22 protein-coding genes are annotated in these 25,224 nt (G+C 65.1%); 9 read left to right on the forward strand and 13 right to left on the reverse strand.

Annotated elements, in window-relative coordinates:
- The first annotated feature begins 106 nt into the window (after positions 1 to 106).
- The gene (gene ligA / locus ACVWZ4_RS20555; protein ID WP_456699034.1) at positions 107 to 2,260 is read left to right on the forward strand and encodes an NAD-dependent DNA ligase LigA; all 2,154 of its coding nucleotides are present in this window, start codon (positions 107 to 109) and stop codon (positions 2,258 to 2,260) included.
- A 119-nt stretch (positions 2,261 to 2,379) separates the two neighbouring features.
- On the opposite strand, the gene ACVWZ4_RS20560 is transcribed toward ligA, so the two are convergent.
- Together ACVWZ4_RS20560 and ACVWZ4_RS20565 are read right to left on the reverse strand one after the other, a co-directional pair.
- Positions 2,380 to 3,657 carry a multidrug effflux MFS transporter gene (locus ACVWZ4_RS20560; protein WP_456736007.1) on the reverse strand — a complete coding sequence of 426 codons (1,278 nt, stop codon included), beginning with the start codon at positions 3,655 to 3,657 and terminating at the stop codon, positions 2,380 to 2,382.
- A gap of 109 nt (positions 3,658 to 3,766) precedes the next feature.
- Complete coding sequence (locus ACVWZ4_RS20565; RefSeq protein WP_456741056.1) at positions 3,767 to 5,596, reverse strand: aminopeptidase P family protein; 1,830 nt, start codon at positions 5,594 to 5,596, stop codon at positions 3,767 to 3,769.
- Positions 5,597 to 5,780: 184 nt separating this feature from the next.
- Between ACVWZ4_RS20565 and ACVWZ4_RS20570 the strand changes: the two genes are divergently transcribed.
- Complete coding sequence (locus ACVWZ4_RS20570) at positions 5,781 to 5,960, forward strand: hypothetical protein (protein ID WP_456699031.1); 180 nt, start codon at positions 5,781 to 5,783, stop codon at positions 5,958 to 5,960.
- A gap of 34 nt (positions 5,961 to 5,994) precedes the next feature.
- On the opposite strand, the gene ACVWZ4_RS20575 is transcribed toward ACVWZ4_RS20570, so the two are convergent.
- Positions 5,995 to 6,882 (reverse strand): 50S ribosomal protein L11 methyltransferase, encoded by an 888-nt coding sequence (locus tag ACVWZ4_RS20575; protein ID WP_456699030.1) that lies wholly within the window; start codon positions 6,880 to 6,882, stop codon positions 5,995 to 5,997.
- 162 nt (positions 6,883 to 7,044) lie between these two features.
- Between ACVWZ4_RS20575 and ACVWZ4_RS20580 the strand changes: the two genes are divergently transcribed.
- The gene (locus ACVWZ4_RS20580) at positions 7,045 to 7,200 is read left to right on the forward strand and encodes a Flp family type IVb pilin (protein ID WP_092228302.1); all 156 of its coding nucleotides are present in this window, start codon (positions 7,045 to 7,047) and stop codon (positions 7,198 to 7,200) included.
- A 276-nt stretch (positions 7,201 to 7,476) separates the two neighbouring features.
- Here the strand turns inward: ACVWZ4_RS20580 and ACVWZ4_RS20585 are convergent, their stop codons facing one another.
- Positions 7,477 to 9,120 (reverse strand): phytoene desaturase family protein, encoded by a 1,644-nt coding sequence (locus ACVWZ4_RS20585; RefSeq protein WP_456736005.1) that lies wholly within the window; start codon positions 9,118 to 9,120, stop codon positions 7,477 to 7,479.
- 241 nt (positions 9,121 to 9,361) lie between these two features.
- Here ACVWZ4_RS20585 and ACVWZ4_RS20590 point away from each other — a divergent pair, with 241 nt between their 5' ends.
- Entirely contained in the window at positions 9,362 to 11,644 is a 2,283-nt protein-coding gene (locus ACVWZ4_RS20590) for a spermidine synthase (protein ID WP_456741057.1), read from the forward strand.
- 9 nt (positions 11,645 to 11,653) lie between these two features.
- Here ACVWZ4_RS20590 and ACVWZ4_RS20595 read toward each other — a convergent pair whose 3' ends face one another.
- Positions 11,654 to 12,592, reverse strand: coding sequence for a glycerophosphodiester phosphodiesterase (locus ACVWZ4_RS20595; RefSeq protein WP_456741058.1), 939 nt, complete (start codon positions 12,590 to 12,592; stop codon positions 11,654 to 11,656).
- A gap of 295 nt (positions 12,593 to 12,887) precedes the next feature.
- Entirely contained in the window at positions 12,888 to 13,670 is a 783-nt protein-coding gene (locus ACVWZ4_RS20600) for a L,D-transpeptidase family protein (RefSeq protein ID WP_456699026.1), read from the reverse strand.
- 360 nt (positions 13,671 to 14,030) lie between these two features.
- On the opposite strand from ACVWZ4_RS20600, the gene ACVWZ4_RS20605 reads away from it, so the two are divergent.
- Entirely contained in the window at positions 14,031 to 14,354 is a 324-nt protein-coding gene (locus ACVWZ4_RS20605; RefSeq protein ID WP_456741059.1) for a hypothetical protein, read from the forward strand.
- A gap of 28 nt (positions 14,355 to 14,382) precedes the next feature.
- On the opposite strand, the gene ACVWZ4_RS20610 is transcribed toward ACVWZ4_RS20605, so the two are convergent.
- Complete coding sequence (locus tag ACVWZ4_RS20610) at positions 14,383 to 15,144, reverse strand: ABC transporter permease (RefSeq protein WP_456699024.1); 762 nt, start codon at positions 15,142 to 15,144, stop codon at positions 14,383 to 14,385.
- Positions 15,141 to 16,064 (reverse strand): ABC transporter ATP-binding protein, encoded by a 924-nt coding sequence (locus ACVWZ4_RS20615; RefSeq protein WP_456741060.1) that lies wholly within the window; start codon positions 16,062 to 16,064, stop codon positions 15,141 to 15,143. Before ACVWZ4_RS20615 ends, ACVWZ4_RS20610 begins: the two co-directional genes overlap by 4 nt.
- Positions 16,065 to 16,346: 282 nt before the next feature.
- On the opposite strand from ACVWZ4_RS20615, the gene ACVWZ4_RS20620 reads away from it, so the two are divergent.
- Together ACVWZ4_RS20620 and ACVWZ4_RS20625 are read left to right on the forward strand one after the other, a co-directional pair.
- Entirely contained in the window at positions 16,347 to 17,063 is a 717-nt protein-coding gene (locus tag ACVWZ4_RS20620) for a hypothetical protein (protein ID WP_456699022.1), read from the forward strand.
- A gap of 166 nt (positions 17,064 to 17,229) precedes the next feature.
- A complete protein-coding gene (locus tag ACVWZ4_RS20625) occupies positions 17,230 to 18,183 on the forward strand; it encodes a LysM peptidoglycan-binding domain-containing protein (RefSeq protein ID WP_456736001.1) in 954 nt (317 codons plus the stop codon).
- Positions 18,184 to 18,190: 7 nt separating this feature from the next.
- On the opposite strand, the gene ACVWZ4_RS20630 is transcribed toward ACVWZ4_RS20625, so the two are convergent.
- Positions 18,191 to 19,264 (reverse strand): tartrate dehydrogenase, encoded by a 1,074-nt coding sequence (locus ACVWZ4_RS20630; RefSeq protein WP_456699020.1) that lies wholly within the window; start codon positions 19,262 to 19,264, stop codon positions 18,191 to 18,193.
- Between the two features lie 149 nt (positions 19,265 to 19,413).
- Between ACVWZ4_RS20630 and ACVWZ4_RS20635 the strand changes: the two genes are divergently transcribed.
- Both ACVWZ4_RS20635 and ACVWZ4_RS20640 read left to right on the forward strand, forming a co-directional pair.
- Positions 19,414 to 20,331, forward strand: a complete 918-nt coding sequence (locus tag ACVWZ4_RS20635) for a LysR family transcriptional regulator (protein WP_456699019.1) — start codon at positions 19,414 to 19,416, stop codon at positions 20,329 to 20,331.
- A 38-nt stretch (positions 20,332 to 20,369) separates the two neighbouring features.
- On the forward strand, positions 20,370 to 21,194 hold the full coding sequence (locus tag ACVWZ4_RS20640) for an aspartate dehydrogenase (protein ID WP_456736000.1): 825 nt from the start codon (positions 20,370 to 20,372) through the stop codon (positions 21,192 to 21,194).
- Positions 21,195 to 21,260: 66 nt separating this feature from the next.
- Here ACVWZ4_RS20640 and ACVWZ4_RS20645 read toward each other — a convergent pair whose 3' ends face one another.
- The 4 genes from ACVWZ4_RS20645 to ACVWZ4_RS20660 all read right to left on the reverse strand — a co-directional run bounded on the left by ACVWZ4_RS20645 (position 21,261) and on the right by ACVWZ4_RS20660 (position 25,142).
- Positions 21,261 to 22,565, reverse strand: a complete 1,305-nt coding sequence (locus tag ACVWZ4_RS20645; RefSeq protein WP_456741061.1) for a PQQ-dependent sugar dehydrogenase — start codon at positions 22,563 to 22,565, stop codon at positions 21,261 to 21,263.
- Positions 22,566 to 22,901: 336 nt separating this feature from the next.
- Positions 22,902 to 23,528 carry a methyltransferase family protein gene (locus tag ACVWZ4_RS20650; protein WP_456735998.1) on the reverse strand — a complete coding sequence of 209 codons (627 nt, stop codon included), beginning with the start codon at positions 23,526 to 23,528 and terminating at the stop codon, positions 22,902 to 22,904.
- Between the two features lie 31 nt (positions 23,529 to 23,559).
- Positions 23,560 to 24,591, reverse strand: a complete 1,032-nt coding sequence (locus ACVWZ4_RS20655) for an NAD-dependent epimerase/dehydratase family protein (protein ID WP_456741062.1) — start codon at positions 24,589 to 24,591, stop codon at positions 23,560 to 23,562.
- Between the two features lie 32 nt (positions 24,592 to 24,623).
- Positions 24,624 to 25,142 (reverse strand): Mpo1 family 2-hydroxy fatty acid dioxygenase, encoded by a 519-nt coding sequence (locus tag ACVWZ4_RS20660; RefSeq protein ID WP_456699015.1) that lies wholly within the window; start codon positions 25,140 to 25,142, stop codon positions 24,624 to 24,626.
- Positions 25,143 to 25,224: the final 82 nt, after the last annotated feature.

Consider the following 25,224-nt stretch of genomic DNA (forward strand, 5'->3'; position numbering starts at 1 on the left):
TGGGCCCCGGCTCTGCATCGCACCGCTGAAGAAGCGCCGCGTGCGTCCGGGGCACAAGACTTTAACCGCCTTTACCGTCCCGCCCGCTCCGTCGTATCCAAACACCATGGCCAGAGCAGAAAAATCCAAAGCAAAGCCGCTTCGCGACGTCACGGACCTCACCAAGGCGCAGGCCAAGGTCGAGCACATGCGGCTCACGCTCGAACTCGAAGAGCACGACAAGCGCTATTATCAAGATGACGCGCCGACGGTGACGGACGCCGAATATGATGCGCTGCGCCAGCGCCTCAACGCGATCGAGAAGCGCTTTCCTGAACTCGTCAGCGCGGACTCGCCGTCACAGAAGATCGGCGCGGCGCCGTCCGGGCGCTTCAGGAAGGTCCAGCACTCCGTTCCGATGCTGTCGCTCGACAACGCCTTTGCCGAAGAGGACGTGCGCGATTTCGTCGGCCGCATCGTGCGGTTCCTCAAGCTCGACGACGACAAGATCAATTTCTCGGCGGAGCCGAAGATCGACGGCCTGTCGATGTCCCTGCGCTATGAGGGCGGCGAGCTCGTCACTGCGGCGACGCGCGGGGACGGTGCGGTCGGCGAGGACGTCACCGCCAACATCCGCACGCTCGAAGACGTGCCGCAGAAGCTGAAGGGGCGCAACGTCCCTGACGTCTGCGAGGTGCGCGGCGAAGTCTACATGACGAAGAAGGCCTTCCTCGCGCTCAACGAGCGGCAGAAGGCCGCCGGCGATACCATCTTCGCCAACCCGCGCAATTCCGCCGCCGGCTCGCTCCGTCAGAAGGACCCGACCATCACCGCCTCGCGTCCGCTGGGCTTCTTCGCCTATGCCTGGGGCGAGATGAGCGCGATGCCGGAGGAAACGCAAAGCGGCATGATCCACTGGTTCGAGCGTTGCGGCTTCAAGACCAACCCGCTGACGAAGCTGTGCCACTCCGTTGAGGAATTGATCGCGTTCCACCAGAGCATCGAGGAAGAACGCGCCGAGCTCGACTACGACATCGACGGTGTCGTCTACAAGGTCGATCGCATCGATTGGCAGGAGCGTCTCGGCTTCGTCTCGCGCACGCCGCGCTGGGGCATCGCGCACAAATTCCCGGCCGAGCGGGCCATGACGGTGCTGCGCGCCATCGAGATCCAGGTCGGACGCACCGGCTCGTTCACGCCTGTCGGCAAGCTCGAGCCGGTCGGCGTCGGCGGCGTGATCGTGCAGAACGTCACGCTGCACAACGAGGACTACATCAAGGGTATCGGCAACAAGGGCGAGGTATTGCGCGAGGGCCGCGATATCAGGATCGGCGACACCGTCGTGATCCAGCGCGCCGGCGACGTGATCCCGCAGATCGTCGACGTCGTCCTCGACAAGCGGCCGAAGAGCGCCGGGGAATACCGGTTTCCGAAGAAATGCCCGTGCCCGCTGCATACCGATGTCGTGCGCGGCGCGACGGCCGCCGGCGAGGAAGAATCTCGCGCCCGCTGCACCGGCGAGTTCGCCTGCCCCTATCAGAAGATCGAGCACCTAAAACTGTTCGTGTCGCGGCGCGCCTTCGATATCGATGGTCTTGGCGAGAAGCAGCTGCAGTATTTCTTCGATCAGGGCTGGGTCAAGGAGCCCGCCGATATCTTCACGCTGGAGAGCCGCAACGCCAAGCTCAAGCTCGAGGAGATCGAGGGCTATGGCGCGACCTCGGTGCGCAATTTGTTCGGCGCGATCGAGAGCCGGCGCAAAATCGCGCTGGAGCGCTTCGTCTATGCGCTCGGCATGCGCCATGTCGGCGAGACCACGGCCCTGGCGCTGGCGCGCGGCTACGGCTCCTGGGACGCCTTCCACGACGCCTGCCTCAAGGTCGCCAAGGGCGACGAGGAGGCGATGGCGGAGATGGACGCGCTCGACCAGATCGGCGATACCGTGATCAAGAGCATCGCCGACTATTTCGGCGAGAGCCACAATCGCGGCATCGTCGAACGGCTGACCAAGGAGGTCGAGATCATCGACGCCGAGAAGCCGAAGAGCAACTCGGCGGTCGCCGGCAAGACGGTCGTCTTCACAGGCTCGCTGGAGAAGATGACGCGGGACGAGGCCAAGGCGACAGCCGAGCGGCTCGGTGCCAAGGTATCGGGCTCGGTATCGAAGAAGACCGATCTCGTCGTCGCAGGCCCCGGCGCGGGCTCGAAGCTGGCGGAGGCCAACAAGCACGGCGTCCAGGTGCTGACGGAAGACGAGTGGCTGAAGCTGATCGGGGAATGAGGATTTTCTTCGTCATTGCGAGCGCAGCGAAGGCAATCCAGGGTCTCTCCGCAGTGGCAGTCTGGATTGCTTCGTCGCATGGGCTCCTCGCAATGACGGGCAGGGGGCGAACGGCCCCTTCACATCATCCCCGTCTCTTCCTCTTCCGCCTGCTCGATCAATTCCTCGCTCACCAGGACGTCGCGTCGGGGGACCACGAACGTCATCGTGCAGGCGCAAAGCAGCGAGATCGCGAGAACCGCCGAGGTGAGCGGTAACGTGGTCGCGGCGTGGCCGCCGAGATAGGCGCCGAATTGCGACATCAGCGCACCGATGCCTTGCTGCAGGAAGCCCATCGCGCCTGATGCGGTGCCGGCGGCTTCGGGCCGGATGCTGATGGCGCCGGCTGCGGAATTCGCCATCACGAAGGCATTGCCGACCATCACGATCATCTGCGTGCCGAACAGCCAGGCGGGCGCCTCGTTCCAGCCAGTCAGGCTCCAGAGCAGGTTCAGGAGGCTGCCGCAGAGTTGCAGGGCCAGCCCGAACCAGATCAGCTTTTCCAGCGAATGCCGTGGCGCGAAGCGCACGCAGAGCAAATTGCCGACCAGATAGGCGAAGCCGGTCGTTGCGAACCAGGCGCCGTATTCGGCGCTGGACCGGCCCATCTGCGTCACGACGATGTAGGGGCCGCCGCCGGCGAAGGTGAAGATGATCTGCGATGCCAACACCTGGCACATCACATAGCCGATGAAGGCGCGGCTCTTGATCAGCACGCCAACGTCGGCGCGAAAGCCGCCGCTGCCGGCCGCGGGGTCGCGGCGGGTCTCTGGGAGTGCGATCGCGATGCCGATCGCGACCGTGATCGCGCCGATCGTGACGGCGTAGAAAATGGCGCGCCAACCGAACGCGGTCTCGATCAGGCCGCCGGTGAGTGGCGAGACCATCTGGCCGATCATCAGCGCGGCGACCACGAGGCTGATCATCGAGGCGACGCGGTCGCGCTCATAGATGTCGCGGATGATGGCGCGGCTCACCACCATGCCGGAAGCGCCGCCGAGTGCCTGGAAGAAGCGCGCGGCGATCAGCTGCGGCAGGGTTTCGGCGAAGATACACGCAACGCTCGCCGCGACCATCAGCGCAAGGCCGCCAAGCAGGACCGGGCGCCGGCCGAACTTGTCCGAGAGCGGCCCCATGATGAGCTGTGACAGCGCGATGCCGACCATGTAGAGCGACACCGTCATCTGCGCAATCGAGATGTCGCGGCCGAACGTCGCCCCCAGCGCGGGCAGCGCCGGCACCAGGATGTAAAGCGAGATCGGCGCGATCCCGGTCATCGCGACCAGCAGCAGCAACATCAAGCGCGAGGTCGCGATGTTGGTCGCTGCTCCCGGCGGTCGGCTGATCATACCGTGCATGGATCGACACTAGCCGGATCGCCGCGGCCGCGAACATGGCCGTTTCGGTATGCGGCTATGCGTGATGCTGGAGCCTTGCGCCGATCGCGTAGTGCTATGCGGGCGCCGTCTAGGCCTTCAGCTCCGCGGTGGCCTGATCGAGCCAGGACTTCGCTGGCTCATCCAGCCCCGGTCCGACTTCAGCGCGGACGCGCGCGTGGTAGGCGTTGAGCCAGGCGAGCTCGTCGCGGTTCAGCATCGCGGTGTCGATCAGCCGGCGGTCGATCGGCGCCAGCGTCAGCGTCTCGAAGGCGTTCATCGATTTCTCGGCGCCCTCGATGTCGGCGGCGACGACCAGCTCGAGGTTCTCGATGCGGATGCCAAAACCGTCGGTCTTGTAATAGCCAGGCTCGTTGGAGAGGATCATGCCGCGCTTCAGCGGCGTGGTGCCGAGCTTCGAGATCCGCGCCGGGCCTTCGTGGACACTGAGGTAGCTGCCGACGCCGTGGCCGGTGCCATGCTCGAAATCGACGCCGGCGGCCCAGAGATATTGCCGCGCGAGCGTGTCGAGCTGCGCCCCGGTGGTGCCGTCGGGGAAGACGGCGCGCGCGATCGCGATATGGCCGCGCAGCACGCGGGTGAAGCGGTCGCGCATCTCCTCGGTGGGCTCGCCGATCGCCATGGTGCGGGTGACGTCGGTGGTGCCGTCTTCATATTGCGCGCCGGAATCGATCAGCAGCAGATCGCCGGGCACGATCCGCCGGTTGCTCTTGCGGGTGACGCGGTAATGCACGATGGCGCCGTTCGGGCCGGTGCCTGATATGGTTGGGAACGACACGTCCCTCAAGGCGCCGGTGTCGCGGCGAAAGGTCTCCAGCGCTTCGACCGCGTCGATCTCGGTGAGCTTGCCGCTTGGTGCCTCGCGATCGATGAAGGCGAGGAAGCGCGCCAGTGCGACCGCATCGCGCCGGTGCGCCGTCTGCGCGCCCTTGATCTCGGTCGCGTTCTTCACGGCCTTCAGCAGCGCGATCGGATCGCTGCCGCGTACGGGCTTGCCGCCCCCGCCCGCGATCAGCCGGCTCAGTGCGTCGGCCGCCGTGGCGGCGTCGAGCGCGATCGCCGCGCCGCTCTTGGCGAGCGCCATCAGGGTCGGCGTCAGCGCATCGGGCTCGCGCACGTCGGCCGATTGCTCGAGATGATCACGCGTCAGGTTGGAGAGCTTGCGGTGGTCGATGAACACGGTGGGACGGCCGACCTTGGGCACCAGCGCGTAGGACAGCGGCAGCGGCGTATGTGCGACATCGGCGCCGCGGATGTTGAAGGTCCAGGCCACCGCATGGCTGTCCGACAGCACCAGCGCGTCGGCGCCCAGTCTGTCGATCTCGCTCTTGATCTGCGCCACCTTCTCGGCCTCGGCGACACCGGCATATTGCAGGCCGTGGATCGCGACCGGTGCGATCGGCGGCTGCGGCCGGTCCTGCCAGACCGCGTCAATGGGATTGCTGTCGACTGCCACCAGTTCGGCGCCGGCCTTGGCGCAGGCGGCGGCGAGGCGCTCGGCTGCCGCGAAAGTGTGCAGCCACGGATCAAATCCTAGGCGGTCGCCAGATTTAAGATGCGCTGAGATCCAGCTCTCCGGCGGCGGATCGACCAGCGATTCCACCGTCCACGCCTTGGCGTCGACCTGCTTGGCCGCCTGGATCGTGTAGCGGCCGTCGACGAAAACCGCCGCCTTCTGGGTCAGCACCACCGCGAGTCCCGCCGATCCGGTAAAGCCGGTCAGCCAGGCGAGCCGCTCTTCGGAGGGCGCAACATATTCATTCTGCTGCTGATCGGCCCGCGGAATGACGAAGCCGGTCAGCTTGCGGCGGGCGAGCTCTTCACGGAGTGCGGCAAGCCGCGCCGTCATTGCGACGCCAGCTTCGGGCTCCTCGAATGTCTGGAAGTGCGCTTCGAACATGGCTCAGTTTAGGGTCATCAGGATCAGTCCGCAATGCGGACGCAATTGCATGGAATTTGGCACGGACTGTGCTTGAAAATGTTCCATCCAAACTGAGTGGAGTATTGGATGCGGCAGTTGCGCTTCGTCCGGACATCGGGGACATTCGAGCAGGTGGTTCATCTCAATGGCGAGGGGACACACGATGCCATCGTTCACGTTTGAGAAGATTTCGCCGCCGGTGCGTCGCGCGCCGGCAGCGCCGACACCGAAGAAGCCGCGCGGCCTCATCAGCCAGATGATCGACCGCGTCTCCGAGCGTCGCGCCCGGCGGGCGGTGCCGGCCGAGCCGCCGATGCGCCGGGATGACAAGCCGGCGGAGTAGGACGGCGAAGGGGCGCGTCACCCGTGAATGCGCCTCACCCCATCTTCCGCAGCAACAAACTGCTCCAGCCCTCGATCCGCAGATGCCGGAGCGGCATCAGGCCACGCGCGCGGTAGGCGGCGATCACGGCGGGGGCCTGATGGCTGAGCAGACCGGAGAGAATGACACGCGCGCCGGGTGCAAGATGCCGCGCCATCGGGCCGGCCAATTGCCGGAGCGGATTGGCCAGGATGTTGGCCAGCACCAGGTCGAACGGGCCGCTTCTGGCAAAATCCGGCGCGGCGAAGCCGGTGGCGCGGATCACCCGGACATGTTGACCGGCTTGGTTCAGCGCCGCGTTCTCGGCCGCGACCCGCACCGACGGCGGATCGATGTCGGAGGCCAGCACCGCACGGTGCAGCGATTTTGCGGCCGCGATCCCAAGCACCCCGGTTCCGGTGCCGAGGTCGAGCACGCGCTTTGGCCGCGCCTGTTTCAGGACATGGTCAAGCAGGAGTAAACAGCCGCGCGTGGTGCCATGGTGGCCGGTTCCGAAGGCGAGGGCGGCCTCGATCTCGATCGCGAGCTTGTTCGGTGCCACGCGATCGCGGTCATGGCTGCCATGGACAACGAAGCGTCCGGCCGGCACCGGGACCAGATCCTCCAGGCTCGCCTTGACCCAGTCCTTGGCTTCGACCGTGTCGAAGGCAAGGTTGGCGGCAATGTCATTTCCTGCTGAAGTTGCAATGATTTCGCGGAGCAATGCCTGATCCGGCGCCTCGGCGAAATGCAACGTGACATCCCATTGTCCGTCCGGCCGCTCGAACGCGGCCACTGCCGCATCGCCCTCGAGAAACACCTCGGTGAGTACGTCGACGACGCGCCTGGCGGCGGCCTCGTTGCCGATCGAGAAAGTAGCGCGATGGGTCGGGGACGGCTTCATTCCAGGGGCCTGTTGGTTTCAATTTGGGGAACTTTTGTTCCTGATTTCCGTATAACTTGTGGTTTCCCGGTTAACTTGACCGAAGGCTGCGCTCCGTAGATTTCCGGATGTTGGATCCAACGATACACCCTGGAAGTGAAACGGAGGCGAGTCTTGAAGCGCATGGTTTCGAAGTTTTGGTCTGATGAGTCTGGCGCGACCGCGATCGAATACGGCCTGATCGCAGCCGGTATCGCGCTGGCGATCATCACCGTGGTGAACAGCCTCGGCACCTCATTGAACGACAAGTTTGGTTCGGTTAGCAGCTCCTTGAAGTAATTTCTGCCTCCCAATTCCCAGCGGGGCCACTTTCTTCATAGACGGCTTTTCGATGAGCGCCCGCTGCGGAGATTGTCCGTTGGCGGGCGACGTCGTTTGGGCGATTATCGTGGCCTATACCCGCCAAATCGTTCGATGATGATTCACCGGCCTATACCCGGTTTATCAAGTCGCTTCTCCACAGCCCGCTCGGCGCTTATACGATGCGATCGAGCCGTGCCTCCACGGCTTCACCACAGCTTTGCCAACAGGCCTTTCCACAGTCCGTCCACAAATCTATCCACGGCTTGCGAACAGGCTGCGGTGATCCCGCAAGATCGCCTGCGCGGCATTGTGGCCGGGGGCGCCGGTGACGCCGCCGCCGGGGTGGGCGCCGGAGCCACAGTGATACAGGCCCTTCAGCGGCCCACGGTAGTCGGCATGGCCCAACATCGGCCGGGCCGAGAACAGCTGGTTGAGCGACAGCGCGCCATGGAAGATGTCACCCCCTAACAGGCCGAATTGCCGCTCGAGATCGAGCGGGGAGAGCATCTGGCGGCCGAGCACGCTGGACGCAAAGCCCGGCGCGTAGCTATCCACCGTCGCGATCATGAGATCGGCGACCTCGTCGCGATGGTCGTCCCAGGATTTGCCGTCGGGCAGTTCGGGTGCAACATGCTGGCAGAACAGGCTTGCAACGTGTTGGCCCGCAGGCGCGAGCGTATCGTCGAGCGTCGAGGGGACCAGCATCTCGACGATCGGCTGCCGACTCCAGCCCTGCGCCCGCGCATCGAGATACGCGCGGTCCATATAGCCGAGATCAGGGGCCAGGATGATGCCGGAGGTGAGGTGATCGCCGTGACCAGGCAGCGCCGTGAAGGAGGGCAGGCGATCCAGCGCCACGTTCATGCGGAAGGTGCCGGAGCCGTTCCTCCAGTGGCGAATGCGGGCGAGAAAATCCCGGGGTAGGGCATCGGCCGCGATCAGACGTGTGTAGAGCAGTTTGGGATTGACGTTGGCCGCGACGTACTTTGCGCGGATGGCCGTGCCGTTTTCCAGCACCACGCCGACGGCGCGGTCGCGCGCGACGATCACCTCGCGCACGCCGGCATCAAGCTCGATCGTGACGCCGCGCGCACGGGCGGCTCGGGCCATCGCCTGCGTGATCGCGCCCATGCCGCCGATCGCGTGGCCCCAGGCACCCTTCTTGCCGTTCACTTCGCCGAAGGCGTGGTGCAGCATCACGTAGGCTGAACCGGCGGCGTAGGGGCTCGCGTAATTGCCGACGATGGCATCGAAGCCGAACAGCGCCTTGACCAGATCGTGCTCGAACCGCTCATCCAGCATCTCGCCGGCGGAGCGGGTGAAGAGGTCGAGCAGGCTGCGGCTTTGCTCCAGCGTGAGGCCGCGCAGGATGTTGGCTGTCGTCAATGCGTTTGCGGCCTCGCGGATGGCGCCAATGCCGAAACTGCCGAGCAGGTTTGGCGGGGCGCGCAGCACGAACTGTCGCAGCACGTCGGCGATGTCCCCGAGCTCGCGCGAGAAGCCGTCGAGCGCATCGGCATCGCGCGCGCTGAGCCGCGCGACGGACGCCTTGGTCCGGCCCTCGCCGGTGAGGAGATAGTTGCCGTCGGGGGCGGGCAGGAAATTCTGTGCGCGCCGCTCGACCACGCGCAGGCCTTGTTCCGCAAGACCCAAGTCGCGGATGACCTGCGGGTTGAGCAGGCTCACCGTGTAGGCCGCGACCGAGTTGCGAAAGCCCGGATGAAATTCCTCCGTGACCGCGGCCCCGCCAACCACCTTGCGGCGCTCGACGACATGCACGCGCAACCCCGCCGTCGCGAGATAGGCCGCGCAGGTGAGGCCGTTATGGCCCGCGCCGATGATGACGACGTCGGTTTCGGTCATGACTTCCCTGGTTGCCGTCGCGATGCGGAGCATCGAATTACGGTGCGGGCTCCCGCATCGCAGAATCTCGAAATTCCGGGTTCGCGCTTCGCGCCCCGGAATGACATCTCTATATCAAGCATTGCTCCCTGCAACATCACGAGAGCATTTATTGCCCGTTCAGGCGCGGTGTGCTCCATTGCGCCCGCCCGGCGCCCGCCGGGCCTTTGTTCGACACGTTTTCTCGGGCGAACCGGTGCCCACTTCGCTGGAAAACGCTTTGGCCGGAGCTCCCATGGATTCGATCGTGCAACCCGCCGCCACGGAGCAGCCGTCCTTGTCGCGCAACCGGCTGCTGCTGGCGGTCTACACCGCCGCGATCTTCGTCAGTGCGCTGCTGCTGTTTTCGGTGCAGCCGCTGTTCACGAAAATGGTGCTGCCGCGGCTCGGCGGCTCGCCGGCGGTGTGGTCGGTGGCGATGGTGTTTTTCCAGTCGCTGCTGCTGGCGGGCTACGCCTATGCGCATCTGCTCATGCAGATCAGGAATCGCGCGGTTCCGGTCGTGGTGCATCTGGTGCTGCTGATTGCGGCCTTCATCACGCTGCCGCTCGGCATCGCCAGCGCCTATGGCGAACCGCCGGCGTCCGGTTATGCGGTCTGGCTGCTCGGCCTGTTCGTGATGTCGATCGGCCTGCCGTTCTTCGCGCTCGCCGCCAACAATCCGCTGCTGCAGGCCTGGTTCGTTCGCACCGGCCATCCTGACGGCCATGATCCGTACTTCCTCTACGCCTCCTCCAACATCGGCAGCTTCCTGGCGCTGTTGTCCTATCCGTTCCTGCTGGAGCCGATGTTCACGCTTCATGCGCAGAACCGGCTCTGGACCGGCGGCTATGGTCTCCTGATCCTGCTGATCGCAGCCTGCGGCGTGCTGCTGCTGCGCTCGCCGAAGCCGGCTGTCGTCGCTGCGCAAACCGAAGAGGCACATGCGCCGGCGCCCACAGTGGCGACGCGGCTGCGCTGGATCTTCCTTGCGGCGGTTCCGTCGGGACTCCTGATCGCAGTCACTGCGCACATCTCGACCGACGTCGCGGCCGCGCCGCTGCTCTGGGTGTTGCCGCTGTCGCTGTACCTGCTGACCTGGGTGGTGGTGTTCCAGAAGCGTCCCTTGCTGCCGCACAAATGGATGCTGATGCTGCAGCCGGTCGCGATCGCGGGCGTCATCTTCCTGCTCGCCTTCGGCGGCGAGCAGAATTTGCTGCTGACGCTCGGTGGCCACCAATTGTGCTTCTTCATCATCGCGATGGCCTGCCACGGCGAACTGGCGCGGACCCGTCCCGCAGCCAGATATCTCACCGGCTTCTATGTCGCGCTGTCGTTCGGCGGCATGGTCGGCGGTCTCTTTGCCGGCCTTGTCGCGCCCTTCACCTTCTCCTGGATCGCCGAATATCCGATCCTGGTCGCGCTCGCGGCGCTGTGCCGGCCGTCGGCGAACGAGCGTGTTGCGGGCATCGTGAGATGGTACTGGCTGGCGCTGGCCATGCTCGCGGTCGCGCTCGTTGTGCCGTCCACCATGACGGGCGATCTCTCGACCTGGTTCGAGGATCAGCGCGTCTGGGTCGCCTGCGCGGTCGGCATGCTCGCCGCGCTCCTGGCGCTGGCGTTCAATGCGGGGCGCTGGAAGATCTTTGCCACCGTCGCGCTGGCGCTGGCCTTGACGCGGATCTATCCTTCGGACGAAGGACGGGTCACCACCGTGCGCAGCTTCTTCGGTGTGCACAAGATCGTCGTGACGCCCGGCGGCTATTTCCATGTGCTGATGCACGGCACCACGATTCACGGCGCCGAGCGCTTCCGCAACAATGACGGCACGCCGGTCACCGGCCGGCCCGAGCCGATCACCTACTATCACAAGGACGGCGGGATCGGTCAGGCCGTCACCGCGGTGCGCGAGCGCAAGGGCGCGCCGTTGAAGGTCGCGGCGATCGGCGTCGGATCCGGCACGCTCGCCTGTGCCGCCGAGCCCGGCGAGGACTGGAAATTCTTCGAGATCGATCAGTCCATGGTCGATGCCGCGCGCGACCCGAAGAATTTCCGCTATATCTCGAGCTGCCAGCCGGACCTGAAGCCGGTGATCGGCGATGCGCGTCTCACCTTCGCGCGGGAGCCCGACGGTGTCTACGACCTCATTATCGTCGATGCCTATTCGTCGGATGCAATCCCGATTCATCTGGCGACCGAAGAGGCGATGAAGATCTACAAGGACAAGCTCGCTCCGCACGGCGCCGTGGTGATGCACGTCTCCAACCGCCATCTCGATCTCGAGCCCGTCGTGGTCGGCATTGCCGATGCCAACGACCTCAAAAGCTGGGTGTTTGACGAGGATTCGGGCCGCGACGCCGACTACATCTTCTCCACCGACGTCGTCATTTCCGCGCGGGAGGCTGAAGACGTCGGCAAGCTCGCCTCTTCAAAACAGTGGGAGGAGACCGAGGCGGACGAGAAGGTGCGGGTCTGGACCGACGACTATTCCAACGTCCTCGGCGCGCTGTACCGGCGCCTGCGATACGGGGAGCCGTAGATCCGACGCCTACGGCTGAACCGGCGTCCCCGCTGGCAGCTTTATTCCTTTTTCGCCGGCGACCTGTCGCAGCAGGTCTGGCCGATCAGAGATGATGCCGTCGACGCCGAACGCGATCATCCGCGCCATGTCGTCAGGCTTGTTGACGGTCCAGACCACGACGCGCAATCCCTGCGTATGGGCTTCGGCGACAAGTGCTGCGGTAACGTCGCCAAAATAGGGCGACCACACCGCGCCGCCCGCGGCCTTGATCGTGCGCGGCAGCGAACCGCCGTGATCGGCCGGGTTGAAGCCCGCCGTCCAGCTCGTGGCCTTGTCGAGGGTGACCGATGGTGCCGAGCCGCGCTGGATCGTCAGGTACACGGTCGGAATGGTCGGGGCCTGGCGCTGCACCAGCAGCAGCGTCCGCCAGTCGAACGACTGGATCATGACGCGGTCGGAGAATTTCTCGTCTTCGACGACCCCGAGCAGCTTGGCAACGAAGGCTTGCGGCTCCAGCGATTCTTCGGGGTGATCCGGATCGATCTTGGTCTCGATATTGAAACGCACGCGTTCGTTGCCGGATTTGCGCACCAGCGCGAACAACTCCTTCAGCGTGGGAATGCGGGTCCCCGGCAGCGCGCGCTGGTCGGGAAACTGCTTGGCATAGGCGCTGTCCGGCCGGATCTGGCCAACGTCGTAGCTCCTGACATCGGCGAAGCGCAGCTTCACGAACGGCGTTCCCGGCGCGGCGACATAGGCGCCATTGGCATCCCGTGCGAGATCGGGATTAAGCCCGCGCTCATGCGACACGACGACCTCGCCGTCGGCGGTCACGCCGACGTCGAGCTCGAGCGTATCCACCCCCATCGAGAGCGCGTTGGCAAAGGCCGGCAGGGTGTTTTCCGGCAGCAGCGCCCGTCCGCCGCGATGCGCCTCGATATCGAAAGCCATCGCTTGTCCAGTCATGGCGTGTCCTGTCGTGAGAACCGATAGCACGGTCAGAATTGTCGCAATGGGTGACGGCATCACGGTTCGCAACCCGAGTGAAGGGAAGAGCATATGACGCGAGAGCGATGTCGCCGGCAAGATTCTTATGGTCAATCTGCCGTTCGATCGCGGCGCTCGTCCCGACCCAGCCGTCGTGCGCGATATCCGATGCCGCTGCGAAGAAGCCCGCCGGCATCCTCGAGCCGGTCGCGCGCGTTCGTCGATGCCGTGGGAAGATCGTCGAACGCGGCGACGCCGCGTTCAAACGATAACATCAGTTCTGGTAGTAGTTGCGCGGCTGATAATACTGCCGCCGCTGCGGCTGATAGTAGTAGCCCTGCTGGCTATAGGCCGGGTCGTAGGTCGGCTGCGTTTGCGGCAGTTGCTGGTAGACCTGCGTACCGTAGGGGCGGGTGATCGGGCGCGGCGCCGGATAGCGCGCCCCGGTGTCGCTGCCGTCGGCGGGATAGATGTAGTTGTCGTCCTGCTGGACGTAGCGCCGCGCGGGCTGCAGCGGCGGCGTCAGGTTCACGGGATCGCCTGAGGTGGCGTATTGCTGCTCCTCGGCCGGCTGCTGCGCGCGGGCGACTGCGCTGTTGGTGCGACCGCGACTGCGCGCGAGCGCGACCTGCGCCGAGCCGGTCAACGTCACGGTGGTGTTGAGCACGCCCTGCTCCTGCACCAGCGCGTAGAGCGTCGAGGCGTTCTGGCGCGACAGCCGCACGCAGCCGTGCGAGGCGGGCGTGCCCAATCGTCCGACCGAGTCGGTGCCGTGGATGGCGTGTCCGACCTTGGTGAAGAAGATCGAGTGCGGCATCGGCGCGTCGTCGAATTCCTTGGAGAAATGATCCTCCTCCATTCGGAAGGCGCGGAAGGACCCGCTTGGCGTCTCGCGCGAGGGGATGCCTGTTGACACCGGCCAGTGATACCGCGTGACCCCGTCGACGACGACGGTCATCTGCTGATTGTCCTTGTCGACGGTAATGTCGACCTTGGCCTGCGCGGTGCCCGCGCTCAAAAGCATCAAGGAAGTGAACACAAAGAATAAGGAACGCATCTGACGTCTGGCCTCCGGCCTGTTCACGCCGAGCATGATCCGGAAAAGTGTGTAGCGGTTTTCCGGAAAGATCATGCTCAACCAATAACGCCGCGGCTCACCGTCCCCCGGCATGCACTATGCCTGCAATCCGGCTTTGGTTCCAGCGGCCTGCCGACCCATCGTTAACGTGATGCCGGGCGTAAGCAAGGCCGCTTTGTGCCGCGCATGTCCCGGCGGCGCTGACATTTTCGCGAGCGGGAGATGCGTTCACATCGCCGACAATTCGTCACAAAGGCGCAACCATTTGGCCGCTTCAGGCGTTGATCGTGTCCTGCCGGACAGGCGACTTTCGCCGTCAGTATCCCTTTAGGACCAAAGATGAACAAAGCTCGTATCACCGCCGCTGTCCTGCCGGCCGGCTTCCGCGTCCGCCTGCTGTTCGGGGCCGCCGTCGTCCTTCTTGCGCTGATGTCGCTGCCGCATCCCGGCCATGCCCAGGGCATCGTGCGCGGCGCCCAGGAGGGCTCCTATGAAGGCAACCGGATCGCTGGCCCGGTGGGCGGTGCAGTCGGAGGTGTCGTCGGTGCCGGGGTCGGCGGCGCTGTGGGCGCAGTCGACGGCATTCTGGGCATTCCCTATCACGGTCGCCGCCACTGCCGTGGATACTATGATGGCTATCACCACTTCCGCTGTTACCGGTAGTTGGGCGAGCGCGGAATGACGGGAAGGATCAGTTTTTCAACCTGTATCCGGTCCGGAAGATCCACCAGATCACGGCGAGACAGACCGCCAGGAATGCCACCGTCATGCCGATGCTGACGGATACGCTGACGTCCGCAATCTCGTAGAAGCTCCAGCGAAAGCCGGAGATCAGGTAGACGACCGGGTTGAGCAGCGCCACCGTGCGCCAGGTCGGCGGCAGCATGCCGATCGAATAGAAGCTGCCGCCGAGGAAGGTCAGCGGCGTCACCACGAGCATCGGAATCATCTGCAGCTTTTCGAAGCCGTCGGCCCAGATGCCGATGATGAAGCCGAACAGGCTGAACGTCACCGCCGTCAGCACCAGGAAGGCCAGCATCCAGACCGGATGGTGGATATGCAGCGGGACGAACAGCCCGGCTGTCGCCAGGATGATGAGGCCCAAAATGATCGACTTGGTCGCGGCGGCTCCGACATAGCCGAGCACGATCTCGAAATATGAGATCGGCGCCGACAGGATCTCGTAGATCGTGCCGGTGAATTTCGGGAAATAGATGCCGAACGACGCGTTGGCGATGCTCTGTGTCAGCACCGAGAGCATGATCAGGCCCGGCACGATGAAGGTGCCGTAGCTGACGCCCTCGACCTGGCTGATGCGCGAGCCGATCGCCGCCCCGAACACCACGAAATAGAGCGAGGTCGAGACCACAGGCGACACGATGCTCTGCAGCAGCGTGCGCCAGGTGCGCGCCATTTCGAACAGATAGATGGCGCGGATGGCGCGGTGATTCATGACGTCCTCACGAGATCGACGAAGATGTCCTCGAGCGACGATTGGGTCGTGTCGAGATCGTTGAAGCGGATTCCGGCGGTCCGGAGATCGCCGAGCAGGCTGGTGATGCCGGTGCGCTCGCCCTTGGTGTCGTAGTCGTAGACCAGCGTCTCGCCGCCGTCGCAGAGGTCGAGCTCGTATTGGCTGAGAGTCTCCGGCAGCGAGCTCACCTTGCCCTGCAGATGCAGCGTCAGCCGCTTCTTGCCGAGCTTCTGCATCAAGGTCGCCTTGTCCTCGACCAGCACGATCTCGCCCTTGTTGATGACGCCGATGCGGTCGGCCATCTCCTCGGCTTCCTCGATGTAATGCGTGGTCAGGATGATCGTGACGCCGGATTGCTGGAGCGTGCGCACCACCTCCCACATGCCCTTGCGCAGCTCGACGTCCACGCCGGCGGTGGGCTCGTCCAGGAACAGGATCTGAGGCTCGTGCGACAGCGCCTTGGCGATCATCACACGGCGCTTCATGCCGCCGGACAGAGTGATGATCTTGTTGTCCTTCTTGTCCCAGAGCGAGAGGTCCTTCAGCACCTTCTCGATATGATCGGGATTCTTCGGCTTGCCGAACAGGCCGCGGGAGAAGCTGACCGTCGCCCAGACGCTCTCGAAGGCGTCTGTGTGCAATTCCTGCGGCACGAGGCCGATCAGCGAACGCGCCTTGCGGTAGGAGGTCTGGATATCCTCGCCGCCGACAAGGACTTTGCCTTCGCTCGGATTGGCGATGCCGCAGACGATCGAGATCAGCGTGGTCTTGCCCGCGCCGTTGGGGCCGAGCAGCGCGAAGATCTCGCCGCGCTTGATGTCGAGATTGATGTTCTTGAGCGCCTTGAAGCCGGACCCATAGGTCTTGGACAAGTTGGCGACGGAAATCATGGAGGACATGGGGGCCGTGTGGGTGGGGGGAGGCGCCGAAACCCGCCCCCTGGCGGGCGGAGAGCAGCGGAACCCTGAAATAGGAATGGCCTTGCCCCGTCGCAATTGGCGAGAGAAAAATGGTCTCAAAACCGGGCGTTAAGCGGCAGGTTTAGAACGAGTGTTGCGCGATGGTCACGGGTTGCGGCTAAGATCATTGTTCACGCGGCTCTTTGTTGCGTCTGCGAGCAGGCCGTGGCTACGATTCCGGTCAATCGCGAAGCGTATTGTATGTCCCCAGGGAAACCATCGATGAGACCGAACGGCCGTCACACAGCCGGCGCCAGCCAGTTGCCCACTCTCCGCATGTGGGCGATCTGCCTGCTTCTGCTGTCAGCTGTTGCCATGACCCCGACCTCCGCCCGGGCAGCACCGAGCCAGGCCGCGGCGACGACGCATGTCTATCTGCTCCGTGGCGTGCTCAACATCTTCTCGCTCGGGCTCGACACGATCGGCGCCCGGCTGCAGGCGCAGGGTATCCCGGTGACCGTCGCAAACTTCGTGTCCTGGTCCTCGCTCGCCGATGAAGCCGCGACGGAATACAAGGCGGGCCGGCTCAAGACCATCATTCTGGTGGGCCACTCCTCGGGCGCGACCGCGCTGCCTGACATGATCGCCAAGCTCAACCATCTCGGCGTTCCCGTGAAGCTCGCGATCGGCCTCGACTCCGTGTTCAAGACCAAGCTGTCGACCGGCGCCGAGCGCTACATCAACATCTATATCGGCGACGGTCCGGGCGAGCCCGTCCGCGCCGCCGATGGTTTCCATGGCAAGCTCGACAATGTCGACGTGCGCGGCAGCGGCGTCGGCCACATCACCATCGACAAGAACGAGGCGATCCAGCGCCGGGTCATCGCCGAGATCGACGCCGCGATCGCCCGCTCGCGGGCTCCGGCGGGACCGGTCGCCGAGCCCCGTGCTCCGCGGGGGGCGCGTTCAGCGGCAGCAATGGCGCCGGCACGGAACTGAAACAGGCATGCGGCGGCTGTTGGCCGCCGCCGGCTCACTGCGCTCGCCTGGGGTCAAGGAAACGGCCCGCGGCCCAAATGATCCGTGCCGCAAATTCCGCCCAATCGGTGGTCACTAAGCGCCGCAAGGGAGGCGCTTGCCTCCGGTGGCGGGACTGCAGGGCTCGATGATTGATCCAAGGCGACTTCTGGTGTTGGCGGCGGTTGCGCTGCTCGCCTTGAACTCCGGTCTGGTCGCGGCCTCGCCCGCCAAACCGAAGCGTGCGGCCGTCACGACGCCTGCGCCGCCTCCTGATCCGCCACCAGCCGAGCCGCAGCCGCCGCCGAAGATTTACCTGTTCCGAGGCGCCATGGGGCCGATCTTCTCGACCGGCATCGACCGGCTGAGCGAGAGGCTGACCAAGGCCGGCTTCTCGGCCGACGTCTACGAATTCACCTTGTGCCGGCTGATCGGCAACCGCGCCATCGCCAGTTACAAGGAGAGCCCGGCGCCGATCGTGCTGATCGGCCATTCCATGGGCGGGCTATGCTCGGTTCTCATCTCCGAGATGGCGGCCAAGGAGAACATCCCGATCAGCCTCGTCATCACCATCGATCCCGCGCACGCGACCGATGACGTGCCGCTCAATGTCGAGCGCTTCATCAACATCTTCCTCTCCGACAGCGTGCTCGGCGGCGGCAACGTCGTGGCGGTGCCCGGCTATCGCGGCCATTATGCAAGCTACGACCTCAAGGAGAACAGCCGCGTCACGCACATCAACATCGAGAAGTCGGACGACATCCATCGACAGATCGTCGAGATGGTGACGCAACTGCCGCGCATCCAGGCGGCGCAGACCGAGGCCGATGCGGTGCCGCTGCGCTATCTCGTCCCCGCTGATACGCTGGTCGAATTGTGGGACAGCGGCGTGCGCATGCCGGTTCGCCGCGGCGATACCATGGAGAGCATTGCCGCAGCCAATCGCGTGCCGCTGTGGTCGCTCGCGCAGAGCAATTCGCTTGCGGAGAACGCAGCCCTCACCCCGGGGCAGTCGATCATCGTCCCGCGCCATTTGACGCCGCCGGACCCGACGGCGGCGATGGCGGTGCCGCCGACAGCGGCACCCTCAGGGCGGAAGTAGGATTCTCTCAGACGTTCGAGCCGTGGATCGCGTCGATCACGGCATCGGTCACTTCCTTCGTCGTCGCCTTGCCGCCAACATCAGGCGTCAGCACGCCGGCTGCGCAGACCTGCTCGACCGCCTTCATCAACCGTGCCGCCGCATCCCTCTCGCCGAGATGTTCCAGCATCTGCGCACCGGTCCAGAACGTTGCGACCGGGTTGGCAATACCCTTGCCCGTGATGTCGAAGGCCGAGCCGTGGATCGGCTCGAACATCGAGGGAAAGCGGCGCTGCGGATCGATGTTGCCGGTCGGTGCCACGCCGAGGCTGCCCGCCAGCGCACCGGCGAGGTCGGAGAGAATGTCGGCGTGGAGGTTGGTCGCGACGATGGTGTCGAGGCTCTTCGGATGCAGCGTCATCCGCACGGTCATGGCGTCGACCAGCATCTTGTCCCAGGTCACGTCGGGGAATTCGGTCGCGACTTCGGCGGCGATCTCGTCCCACATCACCATGCCGTGGCGCTGGGCGTTCGACTTGGTCACCACGGTCAGAAACTTGCGCGGCCGGGACTGCGCGAGCTGGAAGGCGTAGCGCATGATGCGCGTCACGCCGACGCGGGTGAAGACCGCGACCTCGGTGCCGACCTCCTCCGGCAGGCCCTTGTGCGCCCGGCCGCCCATGCCGGCATATTCGCCTTCCGAGTTTTCGCGCACGATCACCCAGTCGAGATCGCCGACGCCGACATTGCGCAGCGGCGAGGCGACGCCGGGCAAAATCTTGGTGGGCCGCACATTGGCGTATTGGTCAAAGCCCTGGCAGATCGGCAGGCGCAGGCCCCACAGCGTGATGTGATCGGGCACGTCGGGGGCGCCGACCGCGCCGAAATAGATTGCGTCGAACTTCTTCAGTTCAGTGAGGCCGTCCGCCGGCATCATCACGCCGTGCTTCTTGTAATAGTCCGAGCCCCAGTCGAATGTCCTGACCTTGAAAGCGATGTCGCCGCTGCGCTTGGCCAGCGCTTCCAGGACGCGGACACCCGCCGAGATCACCTCGGGGCCGATGCCGTCGGCGGGAATGGCTGCGATCGAATGGGTGCGCATGGGATGCTCCGTTTGGGATGTCAGTGGAATGCCTGCAATGAGCCTAGGCAGGGTCGCCGTCGCGCTCAATTCGCACTGGTTTATACAAAAAAATGATATAATCGCCGGCACGTCCGGTTCGGTCGATCGGGCGAGAGTGAGGACTTTGAATGGAATTGCATCAGCTCCGATGCTTCGTCGCGGCGGCCGAGCAGCTGCATTTCGGCCGCGCCGCGCAGAATCTCCAGATGCTGCCGTCCGCGCTTGGGCGCCAGATCAGGCTGCTGGAAGAGGATCTGGGCACGCGGCTGTTCGCGCGCACGACCCGCGCCGTCTCGCTCACCGAGGACGGCACGACGCTGCTGCGCGACGCCCGCGCCATTCTCGCCCGGGTCGAGGCCGTCGAGAGCAATTTGCGCAACCGCTCGCGCGAAGGCGTTGCACGGCGGCTGCGGATCGGCGCCATCGACAGCGCCGCAGCCGGCCTGCTGCCGCCGTTGCTGCGCGACTTCCGCAGCGGGCATTCCGACGTTTCGGTGCAGCTTGTCGAGGACAAGACCATCAGGCTGTTGCCGAAGATTCTGACCGGCGCGCTCGATCTCGCGTTCGTCCGTCCGCCCGACCGGGCGGACAAGCGGCTGGAATTCCGCCCGCTGCTTCAGGAGACCGCGATCGTCGCCTTTCCGCAGCGCCATGCGCTCGCCGCGCGCAAGTCGGTCATGCTGGCCGATATCGCCGATGAGCCGTTGCTGGTACCGGACCGCCGCTCGCGGCCGGACAGCCACGACCTCACGACAAAACTGTTCGAGCAGGCCGGATTGACGCCGCGCATCGTGCAGGTTGCCGACGAGAAGCAGACCATCATCAATCTGGTCGCAACCAAGCTCGGCGTTGCGATCGTGCCGCGCTGGACCGCGCGAATGGCGGTATCAGGCGTGCGCTTCGTGCCGCTCCGGCCGAAGCAGAGCGGCCCGGTCGGCCGGCTGCCGCTGGCTGCGGCCTGGTTGCGCGGCTCGCGCGATCCGGCCCGCGATGCGATTTTGGCGGTGCTGGAGAGGCGCCTGCGCAGCTATGCGCGCGAGGCGTGAGCGGCTATGACACGGCTCTGGATCAAAGGTGGGATGCAATGACGGATCAAAGAGCGCCGAACCAATTGCGGGTGGCCATCGCAGGCCTGGGCTCGATCGGCAGCAAGATTGCGACTGCGCTCGATCAGGGTATCGAGGGGTTGACGCTCTCCGCCGTGGCCGTCCGCGATCCCGCCAAGCATCGGGCGTTCCTCAGCGGTTTGCGCCATCCGCCACAGATCCTGCCGATCGAGCAGCTCGGCGACGCCGCGGATCTCGTGGTCGAATGCGCGCCGACCAGCCAGTTGCGTGCGATCGTCGAGCCGGCGGTGAAGCGCGGCAAATCCGCGGTGGTGGTCAGCGTCGGCGGGCTGCTCGACAATTTCGACCTCGTCGATCTCGCGCGCGCCAATGGCGGCCGCATCCTCGTGCCGACGGGCGCGCTGATCGGGCTCGATGCGGTCAACGCCGCCGCGGTCGGCACGATTCATTCGGTGAAGATGGTCACGCGCAAGCCGATCGACGGCTTGAGGGGCGCGCCGTTCATCGTTCAGAACACCATCGACATCGACAATCTGCGCGAGCCGCTCAAGCTGTTCGAGGGCAGCGCGCGCGACGCGGCGAAGGGCTTTCCTGCAAACGTCAATGTCGCCGTTGCGCTGTCGCTGGCGGGCATCGGGCCCGATCGCACCCAGATGCAGGTCTGGGCCGACCCCACCGTGACGCGCAACGTTCATCGCATCGAGGTCGAGGCGGATTCGGCGCGGTTCTCGATGGGCATCGAGAACATCCCGTCCGAGAATCCCAAGACCGGGATGATCACCGCGCTGTCGGTGATCGCGCTGCTCCGCAAGCAGCGCGCCACGTTGTGCGTGGGGACTTGAGTTCCCCACGAGGGGGAGGGAACGCACCTCTCTCGGGGCGCCGGTGGAGTGCTACTGCTTCAGATCTTACGCGCCCGTGACGCGCCAGATCACGTTGCCGACGTCGTCGGCCATCAGCAGCGACTTCTTGTCGGGACCGATCACGACGCCAACCGGGCGGCCGTAGGATTCCTTCTCGTCCGGGGACAGGAAGCCCGACAGGATGTCGCGAGCCGGGCCTGAGGGTTTTCCGTTCTCGAACGGGATGAACACCAGCTTGTAGCCGGACAGCGTGCTGCGATTCCAGGAGCCGTGCTGGCCGATCACCATGCCGTCTCCGAATCCCGGCAGGGTCCCTGCGGGCATCCAGCACAGGCCGAGCGAGGCGGTGTGACCGCCGAGCGCGTAATCCGGCGTCAGTGCCTTGGCGACCATCGCCGGGTCCTGCGGCACGCGGTCGTCCACTGTCTTGCCCCAGTAGCAATAGGGCCAGCCGTAGAAGCCGCCATCGCGCACCGAGGTCAGGTAATCCGGCGGCGTCTCGTCGCCGAGCCCGTCACGCTCGTTGACCACGGTCCAGAGCACGCCGGTCGTCGGCTCCCAGGCAAGTCCCACGGGGTTGCGCAGGCCCGCAGCAAAAATGCGATGCGTGCCGGCGGCGAGGTCGAGCTCGTAGATCGCGGCGCGGCCTTGTTCGACCTCCATGCCCATCTCGGCGATGTTGCTGAGCGAGCCGACGCCGGCGTAAAGCTTCTTGCCGTCGGGGCTTGCGAGCAGGCTGCGCGTCCAGTGGCCGCTTGGCTTGAAAGTGGTGAGCCGCTTGCCCGGCGCGGTGATGCCGTCGGCATTGGCCACATAGGGGAAGGCCATCACACCGTCGGTGTTGCCGACATAGAAAGTGTCGCCGACCAGCGCCATGCCGAAGGGCTGGTTGAGGTTCTCCATGAAGGCGCCGCGGACTTCCGCGACGCCGTCGCCGTCCTTGTCGCGCAGCAGCGTGATGCGGTTGGCGGACACGCCGAGCGCCGCGGCGCGGCGCATCGTCGCCTGCATCGCGTAGTGGAACACACTGCGCGGCGCACCTGCGATCTGCGTCGCCTCGGCGACCAGCACGTCGCCATTGGGCAGTACCTCGATCCAGCGCGGATGGTCGAGATCGGTCGCAAACGCGTTGACCTTGAGCCCCGGCGCGACCGTCGGCTTTTGGCCCTGGCTCCAGCCCCTCGCGGTCGGCATCTTCAAGGTGGGCAGCGCCCCCTGCGGCTTGGCTTCGGGAATGGCGGGCGCCTGACCCCAGGCGGGTGCGGGCGCGGTGCCCGAGAGCTTGCGCCATTGCAGCGCGACTCCGCCAACGAACGCGACGAACTGCGCAAAGATGCTGGAAAAACTCATGGGAAAGCCCTTGTCGAACATGCGGCACAGTGCAACGCCCGACCGCACCAAGCCCCGCGCGGGCTCAGGCCCATCGTCGATCTCTCCAGATCGACGATGGAACGTCGTCGTGCCAGTTTGCGCGCGCATCCAACTGGCTGGCGGTCAAAACGTCAACCGGGACGGAACTCACAGGGTGGCAATTCCGTGGGAATGGCAGCTGATCGAATTTGCATAGGGAGTTCCCGCCCGTCATCCCGATGAGGTGCGGAGTGGCGCGATGCATTCGCATCGGCGGCTTCGCACCTCGCAGGATGACGGGATCAAGTACCGGAGAAAGGCTAGAGAACGCCGCGCTCACCGCGGCGACGTGAACGGGACGATCATCGGCACGCGGCGGCAATAGGCGCCGTAGGCGTCTTCGCCGAGCTCCTTCGACAGGAAAACTTCTTCCATCCGGCCCTTCTGCCACATGCCGAGCGAGATCAGGATGGCGCCGAGGATCGTCGTGACGCCGCCGATCGCGAAGCCGGTGACGAGCATGCCGAAAATCAATCCCGTGTAGATCGGGTGACGCACGATGCCGTAGGGGCCGGTGTCGATGACGCGGTGGTCTTCCTTGTGTGTGATGGTGTTCGACCAGAATTTCCCGAGATGCAGCCGGCCCCACCAGGCGAAGGCGATGCCGGCGATCGAGAGGACCGCGGCGAGGGTGATGCCGGTGTTGCCGAGCACCCAGAGCGGCTTCCAGCCCAGCGCCGCCGCAATCCACGGCGTGTACAGGATGCCGCCGACCAGGATCGGCAGGCGATAGCGCTGCGAGTCCAGCGTCATGACCTGCTTCTTGGTGCGCCCCTGCCAGAATGAGGCGCCCACCCAGCTGGCGAGAAAGGCGAGCCAGATCAGAGCCAGGAGTTCGGTCGGCCAGGTCGTGGTCCAGCCGCCCCAGGCGACGGAGAGAAGCTTGCTGAAATCGAAAGACATGCGGAAAGGTTCTTTGGTTCGGGCGGCGGCCTCAGCTCGCGCGCGAGGAGAGCGCGTGATGCTTGATGGCGCCGGAGGGCTGCTGGCCGTTGCGGGCGAGCAGATGGGTGATGGTTTCGCGCAGCACCGGCTCGATCGGCCGCGGCGCATAGCCGAGCTCGGTGCGGGCCTTGGCGATCGAGAGGTCGCTCGCGGCCAGCGCGATGCGCACACCCTCGCCAGTGCCGTTGGGCGGCCGGCGCGTGATGCGATCGGAGATCTTCTCGAGCATGATCGCCGAGAGCTCGGCGATCTTGCCGGGAACGACGACCGGATATTGCCGCCGTCCGCTCATCGCCGACATCATCCGCAGGATCTGGCCGAGCCTGACGCAATCGCCGCCGAGGATGTAGCGCTGGCCAATGCGGCCGCGCTCCATCGTCAGCACGAGGCCCATGGCGACGTCGCGGACGTCGACGAGATTGACCAGGAAGTCGAGATGCGGCTGCACCTTCTTCTGGAGGAAGTACCACAGCATCGCGGTGGGCGGCGTCAAATTGTGGTCGGCGGCGCCGATCGGCATGGTCGGCGTGCCGATCACGAGCGGGAAGCCGCTCGCCGCCGCCTTCGCGGCATGATGTTCGGCGAGCGACTTCGAGCGCGTATAGGCGCCGGGCATCGCATCGGCCGGCTGCAGCGCCTCCTCGGCGGCAGCGCCGTTGAGATCGGCGTAGGGGAACAGGATCGATTCCGTCGAGCAGTGCAGGAAGCGTGAGACGTTGCGCTTCATCGCCGCCGCAAGCACGACCTCGGTGCCGCGGAAATTGACGTCGTGGAAGTCCTGCTTGTTGGCGACCCACATGCCGGGCAGGCCGGCCAGATGATAGACTTGCTCGACGCCTGAAACTGCAGCATCGACCGCGGCGCCATCAAGCACCGAGCCGTGCACATACTCGACGTCCGCGTTCGCGGCAGCCGGCGGCCTGACGTCGAGCACGCGTACCCGCTGCCCACGGGCGCGGAGCGCTTCGACGAGATGCTGTCCGATGAAACCGCTGCCACCGGTAACCAGTACGGAAGTCATGAAGTAGGTTTTGCTGTTCCGCTTCGAGAAAGCTATCGGGTTGAAAGGGAGTTGGCCGGAAGAGGCGCGAGAATCGCGGCAAGGTCGCGACGAAAACCCAGTGCAATGAATAATTTCGCCATGACGAACATCGGTCCAAGCAGGAAATGCGAGGGATGATCGACCATCGACGGTTGCCGTTCCTCAAATACCCGGTGGCCAACGATCTGGGACGCAACGCCGAGACCGATGAGCACCGCAAAAATCGACCACATCATGGCGGTCGAGACCTGATTGCCGATTGCGGTTGCGACCGAAAGCAGCACGATCATCGACGCGAGGATGCCGAGCCCGACGCCGGTATCCAGCATCAGCCAGTATGCCAGCACGGGCAGCGCCAAAATCACCGCCAGGCTCACCTCGACCCCGAACATCGGAAAGGCGACCCGCGTCAGCGGCAGCGTCGCGCCGGTGAAAAGCAGGAGAATGCCGACCACGTGCATCGCGCAATTCCAGGGATCGCGATGATATTCGACATAATCGGCCAGTTGGCGTTGAAAATAGCCAGCCATTTCAGTCTCGTCGGCACGGGGGCGGGAAGGATGAACGACAGCGTATAGCACCTGAGAGGGCAGCGCACAAACCGGTGCGAGT

Source organism: Bradyrhizobium sp. USDA 4472, from assembly GCF_054058595.1.

Coding starts and splice junctions, on each gene's coding strand:
- ACVWZ4_RS20660 (WP_456699015.1), bottom strand. CDS start 25,142: ATGGCTGGCTATTTTCAACGCCAACTGGCCGATTATGTCGAATATCAT.
- ACVWZ4_RS20645 (WP_456741061.1), bottom strand. CDS start 22,565: ATGAGTTTTTCCAGCATCTTTGCGCAGTTCGTCGCGTTCGTTGGCGGA.
- ACVWZ4_RS20620 (WP_456699022.1), top strand. CDS start 16,347: ATGAGACCGAACGGCCGTCACACAGCCGGCGCCAGCCAGTTGCCCACT.
- ACVWZ4_RS20655 (WP_456741062.1), bottom strand. CDS start 24,591: ATGACTTCCGTACTGGTTACCGGTGGCAGCGGTTTCATCGGACAGCAT.
- ACVWZ4_RS20610 (WP_456699024.1), bottom strand. CDS start 15,144: ATGAATCACCGCGCCATCCGCGCCATCTATCTGTTCGAAATGGCGCGC.
- ACVWZ4_RS20590 (WP_456741057.1), top strand. CDS start 9,362: ATGGATTCGATCGTGCAACCCGCCGCCACGGAGCAGCCGTCCTTGTCG.
- ACVWZ4_RS20580 (WP_092228302.1), top strand. CDS start 7,045: ATGGTTTCGAAGTTTTGGTCTGATGAGTCTGGCGCGACCGCGATCGAA.
- ACVWZ4_RS20640 (WP_456736000.1), top strand. CDS start 20,370: ATGACGGATCAAAGAGCGCCGAACCAATTGCGGGTGGCCATCGCAGGC.
- ACVWZ4_RS20560 (WP_456736007.1), bottom strand. CDS start 3,657: ATGCACGGTATGATCAGCCGACCGCCGGGAGCAGCGACCAACATCGCG.
- ligA (WP_456699034.1), top strand. CDS start 107: ATGGCCAGAGCAGAAAAATCCAAAGCAAAGCCGCTTCGCGACGTCACG.
- ACVWZ4_RS20575 (WP_456699030.1), bottom strand. CDS start 6,882: ATGAAGCCGTCCCCGACCCATCGCGCTACTTTCTCGATCGGCAACGAG.
- ACVWZ4_RS20585 (WP_456736005.1), bottom strand. CDS start 9,120: ATGCTCCGCATCGCGACGGCAACCAGGGAAGTCATGACCGAAACCGAC.
- ACVWZ4_RS20615 (WP_456741060.1), bottom strand. CDS start 16,064: ATGTCCTCCATGATTTCCGTCGCCAACTTGTCCAAGACCTATGGGTCC.
- ACVWZ4_RS20630 (WP_456699020.1), bottom strand. CDS start 19,264: ATGCGCACCCATTCGATCGCAGCCATTCCCGCCGACGGCATCGGCCCC.
- ACVWZ4_RS20635 (WP_456699019.1), top strand. CDS start 19,414: ATGGAATTGCATCAGCTCCGATGCTTCGTCGCGGCGGCCGAGCAGCTG.
- ACVWZ4_RS20625 (WP_456736001.1), top strand. CDS start 17,230: ATGATTGATCCAAGGCGACTTCTGGTGTTGGCGGCGGTTGCGCTGCTC.
- ACVWZ4_RS20650 (WP_456735998.1), bottom strand. CDS start 23,528: ATGTCTTTCGATTTCAGCAAGCTTCTCTCCGTCGCCTGGGGCGGCTGG.
- ACVWZ4_RS20600 (WP_456699026.1), bottom strand. CDS start 13,670: ATGCGTTCCTTATTCTTTGTGTTCACTTCCTTGATGCTTTTGAGCGCG.
- ACVWZ4_RS20570 (WP_456699031.1), top strand. CDS start 5,781: ATGCCATCGTTCACGTTTGAGAAGATTTCGCCGCCGGTGCGTCGCGCG.
- ACVWZ4_RS20605 (WP_456741059.1), top strand. CDS start 14,031: ATGAACAAAGCTCGTATCACCGCCGCTGTCCTGCCGGCCGGCTTCCGC.
- ACVWZ4_RS20565 (WP_456741056.1), bottom strand. CDS start 5,596: ATGTTCGAAGCGCACTTCCAGACATTCGAGGAGCCCGAAGCTGGCGTC.
- ACVWZ4_RS20595 (WP_456741058.1), bottom strand. CDS start 12,592: ATGACTGGACAAGCGATGGCTTTCGATATCGAGGCGCATCGCGGCGGA.